At 70.0% G+C, this 14,600-nt stretch carries 17 protein-coding genes; 11 read left to right on the forward strand and 6 right to left on the reverse strand.

The window, feature by feature from the left end; all coding sequences use genetic code 11:
* Positions 1-28 precede the first annotated feature (28 nt).
* From IEQ44_RS16860 to IEQ44_RS06930, 4 genes are all read right to left on the reverse strand, one after another.
* On the reverse strand, positions 29-1,255 hold the full coding sequence (locus IEQ44_RS16860) for a L,D-transpeptidase family protein (RefSeq protein WP_227487042.1): 1,227 nt from the start codon (positions 1,253-1,255) through the stop codon (positions 29-31).
* Between the two features lie 104 nt (positions 1,256-1,359).
* Entirely contained in the window at positions 1,360-2,289 is a 930-nt protein-coding gene (locus IEQ44_RS06920; protein ID WP_193637703.1) for a COX15/CtaA family protein, read from the reverse strand.
* 4 nt (positions 2,290-2,293) lie between these two features.
* Complete coding sequence (locus IEQ44_RS06925; protein WP_193637704.1) at positions 2,294-3,058, reverse strand: ABC transporter permease; 765 nt, start codon at positions 3,056-3,058, stop codon at positions 2,294-2,296.
* Positions 3,055-3,987 carry an ABC transporter ATP-binding protein gene (locus IEQ44_RS06930; protein ID WP_319804538.1) on the reverse strand — a complete coding sequence of 311 codons (933 nt, stop codon included), beginning with the start codon at positions 3,985-3,987 and terminating at the stop codon, positions 3,055-3,057. Before IEQ44_RS06930 ends, IEQ44_RS06925 begins: the two co-directional genes overlap by 4 nt.
* Positions 3,988-4,116: 129 nt before the next feature.
* On the opposite strand from IEQ44_RS06930, the gene IEQ44_RS06935 reads away from it, so the two are divergent.
* The 10 genes from IEQ44_RS06935 to IEQ44_RS06980 all read left to right on the forward strand — a co-directional run bounded on the left by IEQ44_RS06935 (position 4,117) and on the right by IEQ44_RS06980 (position 11,972).
* Positions 4,117-4,794 (forward strand): helix-turn-helix transcriptional regulator, encoded by a 678-nt coding sequence (locus tag IEQ44_RS06935; protein ID WP_193637705.1) that lies wholly within the window; start codon positions 4,117-4,119, stop codon positions 4,792-4,794.
* 2 nt (positions 4,795-4,796) lie between these two features.
* Positions 4,797-6,215: a Fe-S cluster assembly protein SufB gene (gene sufB, locus IEQ44_RS06940; protein ID WP_193637706.1), complete on the forward strand. Its 1,419-nt coding sequence runs from the start codon at positions 4,797-4,799 to the stop codon at positions 6,213-6,215.
* Between the two features lie 50 nt (positions 6,216-6,265).
* Complete coding sequence (gene sufD, locus IEQ44_RS06945; RefSeq protein ID WP_193637707.1) at positions 6,266-7,459, forward strand: Fe-S cluster assembly protein SufD; 1,194 nt, start codon at positions 6,266-6,268, stop codon at positions 7,457-7,459.
* Positions 7,459-7,794: a non-heme iron oxygenase ferredoxin subunit gene (locus IEQ44_RS06950; RefSeq protein ID WP_193637708.1), complete on the forward strand. Its 336-nt coding sequence runs from the start codon at positions 7,459-7,461 to the stop codon at positions 7,792-7,794. The genes sufD and IEQ44_RS06950 overlap by 1 nt, the downstream gene beginning before the upstream one ends.
* Before the next feature lie 33 nt (positions 7,795-7,827).
* Entirely contained in the window at positions 7,828-8,586 is a 759-nt protein-coding gene (gene sufC / locus IEQ44_RS06955; protein ID WP_193637709.1) for a Fe-S cluster assembly ATPase SufC, read from the forward strand.
* A 2-nt stretch (positions 8,587-8,588) separates the two neighbouring features.
* On the forward strand, positions 8,589-9,851 hold the full coding sequence (locus tag IEQ44_RS06960) for a cysteine desulfurase (protein WP_193637710.1): 1,263 nt from the start codon (positions 8,589-8,591) through the stop codon (positions 9,849-9,851).
* A 2-nt stretch (positions 9,852-9,853) separates the two neighbouring features.
* Positions 9,854-10,318, forward strand: a complete 465-nt coding sequence (gene sufU, locus IEQ44_RS06965) for a Fe-S cluster assembly sulfur transfer protein SufU (protein WP_193637711.1) — start codon at positions 9,854-9,856, stop codon at positions 10,316-10,318.
* A 128-nt stretch (positions 10,319-10,446) separates the two neighbouring features.
* A complete protein-coding gene (locus IEQ44_RS06970; protein ID WP_264674444.1) occupies positions 10,447-10,797 on the forward strand; it encodes a metal-sulfur cluster assembly factor in 351 nt (116 codons plus the stop codon).
* Positions 10,798-10,806: 9 nt separating this feature from the next.
* Positions 10,807-11,367 (forward strand): NYN domain-containing protein, encoded by a 561-nt coding sequence (locus IEQ44_RS06975; RefSeq protein WP_193637713.1) that lies wholly within the window; start codon positions 10,807-10,809, stop codon positions 11,365-11,367.
* Positions 11,368-11,378: 11 nt separating this feature from the next.
* A complete protein-coding gene (locus tag IEQ44_RS06980; protein ID WP_193637814.1) occupies positions 11,379-11,972 on the forward strand; it encodes an acVLRF1 family peptidyl-tRNA hydrolase in 594 nt (197 codons plus the stop codon).
* Between the two features lie 18 nt (positions 11,973-11,990).
* Here the strand turns inward: IEQ44_RS06980 and IEQ44_RS06985 are convergent, their stop codons facing one another.
* A complete protein-coding gene (locus IEQ44_RS06985) occupies positions 11,991-12,632 on the reverse strand; it encodes a DUF3140 domain-containing protein (protein ID WP_319804539.1) in 642 nt (213 codons plus the stop codon).
* Positions 12,633-12,696: 64 nt separating this feature from the next.
* Between IEQ44_RS06985 and IEQ44_RS06990 the strand changes: the two genes are divergently transcribed.
* Positions 12,697-13,617: a phosphotransferase gene (locus IEQ44_RS06990; protein ID WP_193637715.1), complete on the forward strand. Its 921-nt coding sequence runs from the start codon at positions 12,697-12,699 to the stop codon at positions 13,615-13,617.
* An 11-nt stretch (positions 13,618-13,628) separates the two neighbouring features.
* Here IEQ44_RS06990 and ypfJ read toward each other — a convergent pair whose 3' ends face one another.
* Positions 13,629-14,585, reverse strand: a complete 957-nt coding sequence (gene ypfJ, locus IEQ44_RS06995) for a KPN_02809 family neutral zinc metallopeptidase (RefSeq protein WP_193637716.1) — start codon at positions 14,583-14,585, stop codon at positions 13,629-13,631.
* Positions 14,586-14,600: the final 15 nt, after the last annotated feature.

Below are 14,600 nucleotides of genomic sequence, written 5' to 3' on the forward strand. Positions count from 1 at the left end.
AGACCCCGGCCGCCTTGGCGGGAGGGGGTCAGGAGCGGAAGACGACGACCTTGTCGCCCAGCACCACCCGGTCGAAGAGCTTCTCGATGGCCTTGCGGTTGCGGATGTTGACGCAGCCGTGCGAGGTGCCGTTGTACCCGTTGGCCTTGAAGTCGGGGGAGTAATGAACGGCCTGCCCTCCCGAGAAGAACATCGCGAACGGCATCGGGGTGTGGTAGATGCTCGACACGTGGTCGCGAGACTTCTTGAAGACCCGGAAGAGGCCTTCGCGGGTCGGGTAGTGCGGGTCGCCGAAGCGGGCGTCGAGGCGCATGCCGACCTTGCCGCGAACGACCCACTTGAGCGACCGCGTGGTCTTGTCGATGCACATGACGCGGCCCTTCAGGCACCGGGAGTCGAGGTCGAAGCCCCAGTTGCGCAGCTCCGACCTGGTCGGACGCCGCGTCACCGCGTGCAGCCGCTCGAGCGTACGAGCGTCGACCGCACCGGTCACCGGGATCTTGACCGCTTTCTGGAAGGAGCGGACCGCCCGGACCGTGCGGCGGTCGTATCGGGGGCCCACCCGGCCGCGGAAGTGCTTGACCTGGGTCAGGCGCGCCTCGAGGTGGCGCACCTTCGGTGACCGCATTCCCCTCTTCAGGAGGGGCGGACCCGGCGTGTAGACGTTGTCGAGCTCGTCGCGGGTGGGAGCGCGGGTCAGCTCCACGAGGCGCGTCCAGGTGCGCTCGTTGACCACTCCTGGCCGACCCGGCAGGCTCTGGGCGCGCTTGAAGGCCACCACGCCTCGTCGGGTCTCGGCGTCGAAGAGCGAGGTGATCACCTCAGAGTGCAGCTCGAGCTGGTGCAGGCGGCTCTCGAGCACCCGGATGCGCTGCGAACGCTCGCCCATCCTCATCGGCTCGAAGGGTTCGGGCTCCGGCGTGGGCTCGGGTGTCGGTTCCGGCTCGGGCTCCGGCGTCGGCTCGGGCTCCGGCGTCGGCTCGGGGTCCGGGGTTGGCTCGGAAGTCGGTGTGGGGTCGGGCTCCGGCGTCGGCGTGGGGTCGGGAGTCGACTCAGGGGCGACTGGGCTCGGTGACTCGGTCGTGGGGGTGGCGGTCGAGGACTCCACCGGCTCGGCACCCGGCGTGGCAGCGGCAACGGGAACGGTCACGAGGAGCGAGCACGCAACCACCGCCACGGCAGCGGCGGCGAGGCGACCGGCTCGAGGGGTGGCGACCCTTGGCGTGGGCCGGTTCTTCGTCACTCGTCGCTTCATCGTCTTCCCCCAGCTCCGGGCACCCGAGCGTGTGCCGTCGCCCAAGCGTACGTCCTGCGAGGCGTGAGGCGGTCGGGCCGCGCGGCGTGGAGGGTGTCCATGCCTCAGCGGGTGGCGGTGCTGCCGCTGGCCCACGCCAGCAGTCGGCCACCAGGCTGGTCGCCGGCCTCGTGGGCACGCGTGGCGAGCCAGACCCGGGCGAAGCCCGCGGCCAACAGGCCTGCTCCGAGCATGTGGAGCGCCACCAGCACCTCGTTGAGGTCGAGCAGGTACTGCGACCACCCCACCACTCCTTGCGCCAGCTCGAGCACGAGCAGCGCGGAGACGACGACCGTGAGCCACCGGTCACCTCGTCGCCGGACGAGGAGGAGGAGGGCCACGGTGAGGGCGACCAGCAGGTAGACGCTGGCCGCGTGGACCTGGGCCATGACGGCCGGGTCGAGACCGTTGCGCACGGCCTCGGCGTCACCCGCGTGCGGGCCGGCTCCCGTCACCACGGTCCCGAGGTAGAGCACCACCCAGCCCACGACAAGGACTGCCAGCGCCAGGGCACGCTCGTGTCGGGGCGCCGCGGGCCGAGTGGGGCTGCGCAGGTGGTCGAGCAGGCCCAGGCAGACCATCACCATCGCCATCGAGGCGATGAAGTGCAGGGAGACGATCCACGGGTTGAGGTCGGTGAGCACGGTGAAGCCGCCGATCACGGCCTGCAGCGGCACCCCCAGCAGCACGACCAGGCTCAGGCCGACGGCCTTGCGGTCGCGCGACCCCACGGCGGCGGAGAAGCAGAGGATGGCGACGGCGACGAGCACGAAGGTGAGCATGCGGTTGCCGAACTCGATGGCGCCGTGGATGCCCATGCTGGGGTGAGTGACGTAGGAGTCATCGGTGCAACGGGGCCAGGTGGGGCACCCCAGTCCCGAGCCGGTCAGGCGCACCGCGGCACCCGTCACGACGATGCCGATGTTGGCCAGGAGGTTGGCGACCGCCAACGGCCAGAGCCAGACGGCGAGACGTTCGAGGAGACGGACGATCACAGGGTCACTCCCAACGGAAGGTTCGAGCGGTGAGCACGCCGCCGATGAGGCTCCAGCAGGCGAGGACCAGGAGGGCGGACCAGTCGACGTGTCCCTGGCCCAGCGCGGCACGCATGCCCTCGCCGAGGGCACCACTGGGCAGGAGGGCGATCACGTCGCGAGCCGGCCCGTACTGGTCGGCGGGGACCACGACGCCCCCCGCGACCATCAGCAGCAGGTAGACGAGGTTCGCCAGCGCCAACGTCGCCTCCGCGCGCAGGACGCCGGCCAGGAAGAGACCGAGGGCACCGAAGGCTGCGGTGCCCAGCAGCCACGTGGCGACGGCACCCAGCACCGAGACGTCGGGGCGCCAGCCGAGCAGGCCGGCAGCCACGCAGACGACGACGACCTGGAGGAGCTCCACCAGGACAAGGGCGGCGACCTTGCCCAGCAGCAGTCCGTGACGGGGCAGGGGAGAGGCGCCGAGCCGCTTGATGAGTCCGTAGCGGCGCTCGAACCCGGTGGCGATGGCCACGGACGTGAAGGCCGTGGACATGATCGCGAGGGCGAGCACCCCGGGGGCGAGGACGTCGATCGGCTTGCCGTCGATCCCGAGGTCGACCCGCTCAGCTGCGTAGAGGCCACCGACAAGGACGACGAGCGGGATCACCACGGCGAGCAGGAGCTGCTCGCCGTTGCGGAGCATGAGCAGCGCCTCCATGCGGGCCTGCGCGCGCACCTGGCTGAGCAGCGGCGCGCCGCCGGGCGCGGGGGAGAAGGTGCCGTTCACGCGGACATCTCCCGTCCGGTCAGCTCCAGGAAGACGTCCTCGAGGGTGCGTTGCCCCAGGGTGAGGGAGACGGGCAGCACCTCGTGGTGCTCGTACCACCGTGCAACGGCGGCCAGCGTGGCTCCGTCAGCCGGGGCGGCGACGTGCACCATCCCGTCGCGCACGGAGACCTCCATGCCCTCCCCGAGGATGGCGCCCAGCTCGGAACGAGCGGCGTCGTCGAGCGCGGGCAGGCTCATCCGGAGGCGGGCGCGGGCCGCGGACCTCGTCAGCTCGGAGGGAGTGCCCGAGGCGACGAGACTGCCCCGGTCGATGATGTGCACCCAGTCCGACAGGCGCTCGGCCTCGTCCATGTGGTGCGTGGTGAGGACCACGGTGACACCGTCGGAGCGCAGCTCCTCCAGCAGCTCCCACGTGGACCTGCGCGCCTGGGGGTCCATCCCGGCGGTCGGCTCGTCGACGAAGACGAGCTCGGGTCGACCCACCAGCGCCAGCGCGAGCCCGAGACGCTGCTGCTGGCCCCCGGACAGGCGGCGGTAGGGAGTGCGACCGCACTCTGCGAGACCCAGGCGCTCGGAGAGCATGGCCGGGTCAAGGGGGTGCGCGTGCAGGCGCGCCACGTGGTCCAGCATCTCCGAGGCACGGACCCCGCTCCACGCGCCGCCGGACTGGAGCATGACGCCGATGCGGGGGAGCAGGGCGCGACGGTCGCCCTGGGGGTCGAGGCCCAGCACCCGGACCCGGCCGCGCTGGGGGCGCCTGAAGCCCTCGCAGGTCTCGAGGGTGGTCGTCTTGCCCGCGCCGTTGGGGCCCAGGACGGAGGTGATGGTGCCTCGCTCCACGACCAGTGAGAGGTCGTCGACGGCCACCTTCTCGCCATAGGTCATGGTGAGGCGGTCGATGACGACCGCAGGTTCAGCGGGGGGCACCGGGTCAGTCTAGGGATCGGTACGCAAGGAGCAGTCGCCACGGTCGTCGCTGAGAGCCTGCTCACACCAGGACGGGTTCTTAGGCCCCCCTTACTTGAAGCGGCCCCGGATTAAGCGCACGATGGCGTTGTGGAATTCGATCGGACGACGCCTCCGCCCAGTGGCGATGCGTCGACCCGTGAGCGGGTGGCCCGATCGATCCTGGAGAACGGACCCTCGACCGCCGCCCAGCTGGCGCAGCGTCTCGAGCTCACCCCGGCCGCCGTGCGGCGCCACCTCGACCACCTCCTGGCGGAGGGTGTCGTCGAGGCCCGCGACCAGAAGGTCTACGGCCACCGGGGCCGGGGCCGACCGGCCAAGGTCTTCGCGGTGACCGACGAGGGTCGGCGCCACTTCGCACAGAGCTACGACGACCTGGCCGCCCAGGCCCTCCGGTTCCTGCACGCCACCGGCGGGGACGCGGCGGTGCGGGAATTCGCCGAGCACCGCGCGACGTTCATCGAGAAGGACTACGCCGACGTGCTGGCCCGGGATCCGGGCCTCAGCCCCGCCGAGGCGTTGGCCCGGGTGTTCACCCGCGAGGGCTACGCGGCCAACGTGCGTACCCTCCCGGGGGGCGTCGCGGTCGACCAGCTCTGCCAGCAGCACTGCCCGGTCTCCCACGTCGCGCACGAGTTCCCACAGCTGTGCGAGGCGGAGACCCAGGCCATCGGCCGCGTCGTCGGCACCCACGTCCAACGACTTGCCACCATCGCCCACGGCGACGGCGTCTGCACCACAAGCATCCCGAAGAAGAAGGAAGGCTGAACATGACCTCCATCGAGGAGTTGAACCCGGAGCTCAAGGGCATCGGGAAGTACGAGTTCGGCTGGGCCGACCGCGACGACGCGGGCGCCGAGGCGCAGCGCGGCCTCAACGAGGCGGTCGTACGCGACATCTCGTCGAAGAAGTCGGAGCCCCAGTGGATGCTCGACATGCGGCTCAAGGGCCTGAAGCTCTTCGAGCGCAAGCCCATGCCGACCTGGGGTTCGGACCTCGACGGCATCGACTTCGAGAACATCAAGTACTTCGTGCGCTCGTCGGAGAAGCAGGCCCAGAGCTGGGAGGACCTGCCCGAGGACATCAAGAACACCTACGACCGGCTCGGCATCCCCGAGGCCGAGAAGCAGCGCCTCGTCGCCGGGGTCGCGGCTCAGTACGAGTCGGAGGTCGTCTACCACTCCATCCGTGAGGACCTGGAGGAGAAGGGCGTCATCTTCGTCGACACCGACACCGCGCTCAAGGAGCACGAGGAGCTCTTCAAGGAGTACTTCGGCACCGTCATCCCCACTGGTGACAACAAGTTCTCGGCCCTCAACACCTCGGTGTGGTCGGGCGGATCGTTCATCTACGTGCCCAAGGGCGTCCACGTGGACATCCCGCTGCAGGCCTACTTCCGGATCAACACCGAGAACATGGGCCAGTTCGAGCGCACGCTGATCATCGTCGACGAGGACGCCTACGTGCACTACGTCGAGGGCTGCACGGCGCCGATCTACTCGTCGGACTCGCTGCACTCCGCCGTCGTGGAGATCATCGTCAAGAAGGGCGGCCGCTGCCGCTACACGACGATCCAGAACTGGTCGAACAACGTCTACAACCTCGTCACCAAGCGCGCTGTCTGCGAGGCCGGCGCCACCATGGAGTGGGTCGACGGCAACATCGGCTCGAAGGTCACCATGAAGTACCCGGCCGTCTACCTGATGGGCGAGCACGCCAAGGGTGAGACCCTCTCGATCGCCTTCGCAGGCGAGGGCCAGCACCAGGACGCCGGCGCCAAGATGGTCCACGCCGCCCCCCACACCTCGTCCTCGATCCTGTCGAAGTCGGTGGCCCGTGGCGGTGGCCGCACCTCCTACCGTGGCCTGATCCAGGTCAACGAAGGCGCCCACGGCTCCAAGTCCAACGTGCTCTGCGACGCGCTGCTGGTCGACCAGATCAGCCGTTCCGACACCTACCCCTACGTCGACATCCGCGAGGACGACGTCTCGATGGGCCACGAGGCCAGCGTGTCGAAGGTCAGCGAGGACCAGCTCTTCTACCTCATGTCGCGCGGCATGGAGGAGGACGAGGCGATGGCGATGATCGTGCGCGGCTTCGTCGAGCCGATCGCCAAGGAGCTCCCGATGGAGTACGCGCTCGAGCTCAACCGGCTGATCGAGCTCCAGATGGAGGGTGCGGTCGGCTGACCGCCCCGTTCCACTGCGAGTCGATCACCACCGAAACGGAAAGAACTGACGTGACTGTTACTGACACTGCCCGCGAGTCGGTCTCCGCGGCGTTGGAGCAGGGCAAGGTGGAGTCCCACCTGCACCCGACGGGCTCCTACGACGTGGCGGACCACTCCCCCCCCACGGGCCGTGAGGAGATCTGGCGCTTCACCCCGCTCAAGCGGCTCAAGGGTCTCGCGGCGGACGCCACCTTCCACGCCTCGACGACCCAGGTGTCCCTCGAGGTGCCCGAGGGCGTACGCGTGGAGACGCTGTCCGGTTCCGAGGCGCAGGACCTGCGGGGCATCTCGGGCTACAAGCCGAGCACCCTGTTCGGCGCGCGGGTGCTGGCTGAGGTCGACGAGACGCTGCTCGTCGACGTGCCGGCTGAGGCTGAGATCGCCCAGCCCGTCGTGGTCGACCTGGTCGGCACCGACGCCGACACCACCGAGGCCGGCCACGTCGTGCTGCGGTTCGGCAACTTCTCCAAGGCCGTGGTGGTGCTGCGCCACACCGGCTCCGCAGCCCTCGCCCAGGTGGTCGAGGTGCGCGTGGGTGACTCCGCGCAGGTGTCGGTCGTCTCCCTGCAGGACTGGGCCGACGACGCCGTCCACCTGACCCACACCGAGGCCCTGGTGGGTCGCGACGCGCACTACAAGCACACCGCCATCACCTTCGGCGGCGACCTGGTGCGCATGGACGCCAACGTGCGTTACTCCGGGCCCGGAGGCACGGCGGAGATGCTCGGGCTCTACTTCGCCGACGAGGGTCAGCACATCGAGCACCGCCTCTTCGCCGACCACAACCAGCCGCGCACCCGCTCCAACGTGGTCTACAAGGGCGCCCTCCAGGGGACCGGTGCCCACACCGTGTGGATCGGCAACGTGCTGATCCGCAAGGAGGCCGAGGGCATCGAGACCTACGAGGAGAACCGCAACCTCATCCTCACCGACGGCACCCTGTGCGACTCGGTCCCCAACCTGGAGATCGAGACCGGCGAGATCGAGGGGGCCGGCCATGCCTCCGCCACCGCCCGCTTCGACGACGAGCAGCTCTTCTACCTGCGCTCGCGCGGCATCGAGGAGAAGGAGGCACAGCGCCTCGTCGTACACGGCTTCTTCAACGACCTCATCCGCAAGATCGACGTGCCGGCGATCGAGGACAAGCTGGTCGAGACGGTCGAGGCCGAGCTGGCCAAGAACGTCACGGGCGAGCTCGCCTGATGGCCTTCCAGCGCGCCTGCGGCCTCGACGAGTTCCGTGACGGCGAGGCTGTCGCGGTCCAGCTCGACGGCGTCGACGTCGCCGTCGCCCGTGACGGTGACGAGGTCTTCGCCCTGCAGGACCTCTGCTCCCACGGCCACGTGGCGCTGTCGGAGGGCGACGTGGAGAAGTGCACCATCGAGTGCTGGCTGCACGGCTCCGCCTTCGACCTGCGCAGCGGGAAGCCCCTGTCGCCGCCGGCCACCGAGCCCGTGTCGACCTTCCCGGCCGAGGTGCGCGGCGACGACGTCTACGTCGACGTGAGCACCACCCTCAACGGCGTCACGCCGTCCTGAACCACGACTTCCAGAGAAAGACGAGACACACAGATGAGCACGCTCGAGATCAAGGACCTGCACGTCACGGTGGAGACCGAGGACGGCGCCAAGGAGATCCTGAAGGGTGTCACGCTGACCATCAAGGACGGCGAGACCCACGCGATCATGGGGCCGAACGGCTCCGGCAAGTCCACGCTGGCCTACACGATCGCCGGCCACCCGAAGTACACCGTCACCGGCGGGGAGATCCTCCTCGACGGCGAGGACGTGCTGGAGATGTCGGTCGACGAGCGCGCTCGTGCGGGCCTCTTCCTCGCCATGCAGTACCCGGTCGAGATTCCCGGCGTCTCCGTGGCGAACTTCCTGCGCACCGCCCGCACCGCCATCGACGGCGAGGCGCCGAAGCTGCGCACGTGGGTCAAGGAGGTCAACGCCGCGATGGAGGCCAACGGCCTGGACGCGACCTTCTCCCAGCGCTCGGTCAACGAGGGCTTCTCCGGTGGTGAGAAGAAGCGCCACGAGATCGCCCAGCTGGGTCTGCTCAACCCGAAGGTGGCGGTGCTGGACGAGACTGACTCCGGCCTGGACATCGACGCCCTCAAGGTCGTCTCCGAGGGCGTCAACCGGTTCGCTGCCAACGGCGACAAGGGTGTCCTGCTGATCACGCACTACACGCGGATCCTGCGCTACATCAAGCCTGACTTCGTCCACGTCTTCGTCAACGGTCGGATCGCCGAGCAGGGTGGGCCCGAGCTGGCCGACCAGCTCGAGGCCGAGGGCTACGACAAGTACATCAAGGCCGCGGTCTGAGCATGACTGCACTCGAGGGCCTGCTGCCGGACCTGGAGGTCATCCGCAAGGACTTCCCGATCCTCGAACGCACCCTGCCCGGTGACCGGCGGCTGGTCTACCTCGACAGCGCGAACACCTCGCAGAAGCCACAGGTCGTGATCGACACCATGGTCGACCACCTGGAGCGGCACAACGCCAACATCGCGCGCGCGATGCACGTGCTGGGGGCGGAGTCGACGGAGGCCTTCGAGGGCGCCCGCGACCGGGTGGCGTCGTTCATCAACGCTCCCTCCCGCGACGAGGTCGTCTTCACCAAGAACGCCTCGGAGGCACTCAACCTGGTGGCCCAGACGCTCTCCGGCGCGGGGCCGCTGCAGATCGGCGAGGGCGACGAGATCGTCATCACCGAGATGGAGCACCACTCCAACATCGTGCCGTGGCAGATGTTGGCCGAGCGGACCGGTGCCACCCTGCGGTGGTTCGGGTTGACCGACGACGGTCGGCTGGACCTCTCCGACATCGACGACCTGCTGAACGAGCGCACCAAGGTCGTGTCGTTTACCTGGGTCTCCAACATGCTCGGCACCATCAACCCGGTGGCCGAGATCGCCGCACGCGCCAAGAGCGTCGGCGCGTTGGTCGTGGTGGACGCCTCGCAGGCGGCGCCGCAGCTCCCGGTCGACGTGCAGACCTGCGGTGCGGACCTGGTCGCGTTCACGGGTCACAAGGTGGTCGGTCCGACCGGCATCGGCGTCCTGTGGGGACGCCGGGAGGTGCTCGACCAGCTGCCGCCCTTCCTCGGCGGCGGGGAGATGATCGCGACCGTCTCGATGGAGCGCTCCACCTACGCCCCGATCCCGCACAAGTTCGAGGCCGGCACCCCGCCGATCGTCGAGGCCGTCGGGCTCGGTGCCGCCGTGGACTACCTCGCGGCGGTGGGGATGGAGGCCATCCACGCGCACGAGCAGGCGATCACGGCGTACGCCCTCGAGGGCCTGCAGTCGGTACCCGGCCTGCAGGTGCTCGGCCCGCTCGAGGCCACGGCCCGTGGCGGCGCCATCTCGTTTGAGCTCGACGGTGTGCACCCCCACGACGTGGCGCAGGTGCTCGACACGCTCGGCATCGCGGTGCGAGCCGGACACCACTGCGCCAAGCCGGCGCACGCCCGCTACGGCGTGCAGAGCTCGACGCGCATGTCGTCCTACCTCTACACCGAGCCGTCGGAGATCGACGCGCTGGTCGAGGGCCTGAACTACACCCGTTCCTACTTCAAGGTGGGTTGACCGTGTCTGCTGAACTCGACGCCCTCTACCAGGAAATCATCCTGGACCACTACAAGAACCCGCTCCACGCCGGCCTGCGAGAGCCGTTCGGCGCAGAGGTGCACCACGTCAACCCGACCTGCGGTGACGAGATCACCCTGCGCGTCCAGGTCGAGGGGGACACCGTCGCCGACGTGTCGTACCACGCAGAGGGCTGTTCGATCTCCCAGGCATCGGCCTCGGTGATGAGCGACCTCGTGATCGGCAAGCGGGTCGACGAGGCGATGGAGCTGCACACCGAGTTCCTCACCCTCATGCAGGGCAAGGGACTCGTGACCCCCGACGAGGAGGTGCTGGAGGACGGCATCGCCTTCGCCGGGGTGGCCAAGTTCCCGGCGCGCGTCAAGTGTGCGCTACTGGGATGGATGGCCTGGAAGGACGCCACCGCGAAGGTGCTCGGCACCGACGTCATCGAGGAGAACGCATGAGCCAGCACACGCACGACCACGACCACGCCGGGCACGACCACGCCGGGCACGACCACGCCGGGCACGACCACGCCGGGCACGACCACGCCGGGCACGGTCACGGCCACGGGCACGGCCACCACGACGACCTGCCCAAGGTCAACCTGGCGGCCGCCTCGTCGAGTGCCTCGTCGGTGGCCGTCGAGGACGTCACCGAGGCCATGAAGGACGTGGTCGACCCCGAGCTCGGGATCAACGTCGTCGACCTGGGGCTCGTCTACGGGATCCATGTCGACGAGGAGTCCAACGCCGTCATCGACATGACGTTGACCTCGGCAGCCTGCCCGCTCACCGACGTGATCCAGGACCAGACGCAGATGGCGCTCGAGGGCCTCGTCAACGACGTCGCGATCAACTGGGTCTGGATGCCGCCGTGGGGCCCGGACAAGATCACCGACGACGGACGCGAGCAGCTGCGCGCCCTCGGCTTCAACGTCTGAGCCCGGGCAGTGGGCCAGCACGACGCGGGAGGACGGCTCACCTACGTCCTCGTCGACGGTGAGAACATCGACGCCACCCTGGGCAACTCCATCCTCGGGCGCCGACCGCGCCCCGAGGAGAGACCGCGCTGGGACCGTGTCCTGGAGTGGGCCGAGCAGGCCTTCGAGCAGGAGGCGCGGGGACTGTTCTTCCTCGCCGTCAACGACGACCTGCCGATGCCGTTCATCCAGGCGCTGACCGCCATCGGGTTCCGCCCGGTGCCCCTGCGCGGTGAGGGCAAGGTCGTCGACACGGCCATCCAGCGCACGGCCGAGGCGATCGCCGCCCGGGAGGCGGACGTCGCGCTGGTGAGCCACGACGGAGACTTCCTGCCCCAGGTGCGTCAGCTGTGCGACGGCACCCGGCACGTGGCCCTGGTGGGCTTCGGGGAGTTCGTCAACGCCGGGTTCCGGGGGCTCCCTGGCCTGCGGGTCGTCGACATGGAGCACGACGTGCGCGCGTTCAACTCGCCGCTGCCCCGGATCAGGATCATCGGGATCGACGAGTTCGACCCGCTGGAGTTCCTCTGAGCCGGAACGTGATGGTCCCCGCCGGGCGTTTCGCCCGGTGGGTCAGCAACTTCGTGACGGCGCACGGTGCCACCTTCCACAGCGCGGGTCCAGGGCTGGAAGGTAGGGCCGAGGACGGGTCCTGGTTCCGGGCCTCACTGCCCTTCGGCACTGTCTATGACGGGCCGGCCGAGGTGAGCGACTTCCTGGACGCGTGGACGGCACCCGCCGACTGGGGTCTTCTCCTGGCCCGTCGCGGGGGATACGCGGTGGCACGCCTGCACGGTGAGCGGATCGTCTCCTCCAAGGTGGGGCAGCGCCACGTGCAAGGGCGTACGAAGGCCGGCGGTCAGAGCCAGCAGCGTTTTGCCCGCAGGCGTGACAACCAGGCACGGGTCGCGTGGCAGGCCGCAGCGGAGCACGCCGGTACGCACCTGGCGGGTCTGCGTGGCCCGCTGACCGTCGGGGGCGACCACGCCGGCGTCGTGGCGGTCGTCGAGATGGCGGGCCTGGAGGACCTGCCCCAGCACTGGATCTCCGACGTGCCGGGGACGCCGCGCCGAGCCTCCCTGGAGGCAGCCGTCGGCGACGCGCTCAGCCTGGCCGTCGAGGTCCACAACTCCTGACGTCATCGGCCAGGGGTCTCACCATCCCTCGAGCACGAGCGCCGGCGCGCCCGGTGCAGGAGCACGCCAGTGCCGTCGGGCCAGCCTCTCGACCACGCCGGGCGCCGCGCCCGTTGTGAGGACCTCCACACGACCGTGGTGCTCGACCGCCACCAAGTGCAGGACGGCAGTGCCGATCCCACGGCGCTGCCAGACCTCGTCCAGCTCGAGGCGCTCCACGGTCGCGACGGCTCCGGACGTGACGTCGAGGTCGAGCCGGCCCACGGGGTGGGAGTCGACCAGCACCTCCCGTCTCCCGCGCTCGTCGCCGGGGGAGAGGGTGAGTCGCGTCCCCCACAGGGGGTCGTGACCCCAGTTGCGCAGCGCATGGCGCCAGCGGCTGCCGGCGACGTCGCCGCGCGGCCACTGTGCGCGGTGACGCCGGACGAAGCCCGTCACCCTGCGGACGTGCGCCCACTCAGACGCTGTCCACTCCTCCAGGGGCATCTCGAGGAGCTCAGACGTCCGCATGCCGGCCAGCTGTCCCACGCTCCACCTGTCTCCAGGTCGACGGGTTCCGACGGCCGCCGACTCGGCGGTGGTGTGCCACTCCTCGATCTCGGCGGCGGAGCAGTTGACGACCCGCTGCCAGTGGGCGAGGAGGTCAGCGGAAGCCTGCACGCCACCGATGGTAGCCACGCGGCAATTCCGGCCCCGGGGTGCGGACTTCTGCCACGATGGCCCCATGTGGCAACCGGAGCCGGGGTGGGAGCGTCTGCCCACCGGCCCTTCCAGTGTGGGGGCGTGGGCGGCCGACATCGGCGGGCATCGGGTCGTCGTCAAACGCTTCGAGCGACCCGGACCTCACGACGCCACCGTGCTCGACGACCCCGGCCACCCTGCCTACTGGCGCCGTGACGTCGACGTGGCTGCCTCGGGGGCGGTCGAGCACACCCCGGGTCTGCGTGGCCTGCCCGCGGTCGAGGTCGAGGAGGATGCCGACGGGGCGACGGTCGTGACGCCCTGGGTCGACGAGGTCGCCCACGACGGGCTCTGCCTGGCCCGGGGCCTCGGACGGTTTGCGACGGCCACGGTTCCCCGGGTGGACTGGTTGGCGCGCAGCCAGTTCGCGTTGCGGGTAGGGGAGGTGGAGAGGCGCGGCGGCTGGGCGACGTTGGCGCGCACTCCGGTCGCGGACCTGGCCGACGCGGTGTGGCGCCGACGAGGGCAGGTCGTGGCGCGCCTCACCGAGCTGCCCTGGGTGCTCCAGCACGGCGACCCCGTGCCGGCCAACCTGCGAGGGAGGCAGGACGACACCATCCTTGCCATCGACTGGTCCTCGCTCGGCGTGGGGCCGGCCGGCGCCGACCTCGGATATCTGGCCCTCAGCGTGCCCGAGGACCTGGAGGACCTGCTCTCCGCCTACCTCGACGGTCTGGGGCACCGGGACGACGCGGTCCCCGGGGCAGGACGGGGCGACGTCGCCTTCGCCGCGCGGGCCGTCGTGACCTACACCGTGCTCACCCGGGCCGACTGGGCCCTGGCCCGCGTGGCCGGCGGCGAAGGTGCCCTGGCCGGCAAGTTCCGGCACCCCAGCGTGGCGCCCTACATCCGGGCCATGCAGCGCCACCTTCCCCACGTGGTCGCGGTGGCCCAGGGAGGCTGAGCGCCTGGATGTCAGAGCTGGTTGGCGGCGAACGTGTCGCAGGCTCCGAGGTCGCCGCGCTCGTAACCGGTCATGAACCAGCGCATGCGCTGCTCGGAGGATCCGTGGGTCCAGCCGTCCGAGTCCACCCGGCCGCCCGAGCGCTGCTGGATCCGGTCGTCGCCCACGGCCTTCGCCGAGTCGAGCGCCTCCTCGATGTCACCCCGGTCGAGCTCGGCGAAGATCGCCACCCCCTCGACGTCGCTGGTGCCCTCGGCCGCGCGGGTCCACATCCCTGCGTAGCAGTCGGCCTGCAGCTCGAGGCGGACCGCGTCGCTCTGCGGCCCCTGCTGCGTGCGTACCTTCCCCATCGTGCCGAGCAGGTTCTGGACGTGGTGGCCGTACTCGTGCGCGAGGACGTACGGCTCCACGAAGTCACCGCCGTTGCCGCCCAGTTGCTTCTCCAGGACGTCGGAGAAGAAGGAGTCGTCCAGGTAGATGCCCTGGTCGGCGGGGCAGTAGAACGGACCGACCTGGCTGGATGCCTGGCCACACCCGGTGCCCACCCCGCCGGTGAAGGTGGTCATGCTCGCGGGACGGAAGCGCGCCCCGCCGCGAGTGAAGACGTCGCTCCAGTACTGGAAGAGCGAGTTCTCCACCGCGACCCGCGCGCAGTCCACGTCCTCGTTGGCGTCCTCGCCGGTCTCGCAGTGGTCGTAGCGGCCCGAGTCGGTCATCCGCGAGGTGTCCGCGCCGGCGCCCTGGTCGATCATGCCTCCGGGGGCGCCCAGCCCACCACCGCCACCGTCGTTGCCCAGGCAGCTGACGAGCACCACGAGGAGCACGATCAGCAGGGTGCCGAAGCCACCGCCCGCCGCCACGCCACCGGGGATGGGAAGTCCACCGCGACCTCCGCCGCCGAGTCCGCCGGAACGACCTCGATCCGCCACTCGTCCGGTGTCCAGACGTGCCCTCGGGTTGAACCGCATCGCCGTCGACCTCCT

The organism is Nocardioides malaquae (genome assembly GCF_015070385.1).
Classification (GTDB): domain Bacteria; phylum Actinomycetota; class Actinomycetes; order Propionibacteriales; family Nocardioidaceae; genus Nocardioides; species Nocardioides malaquae.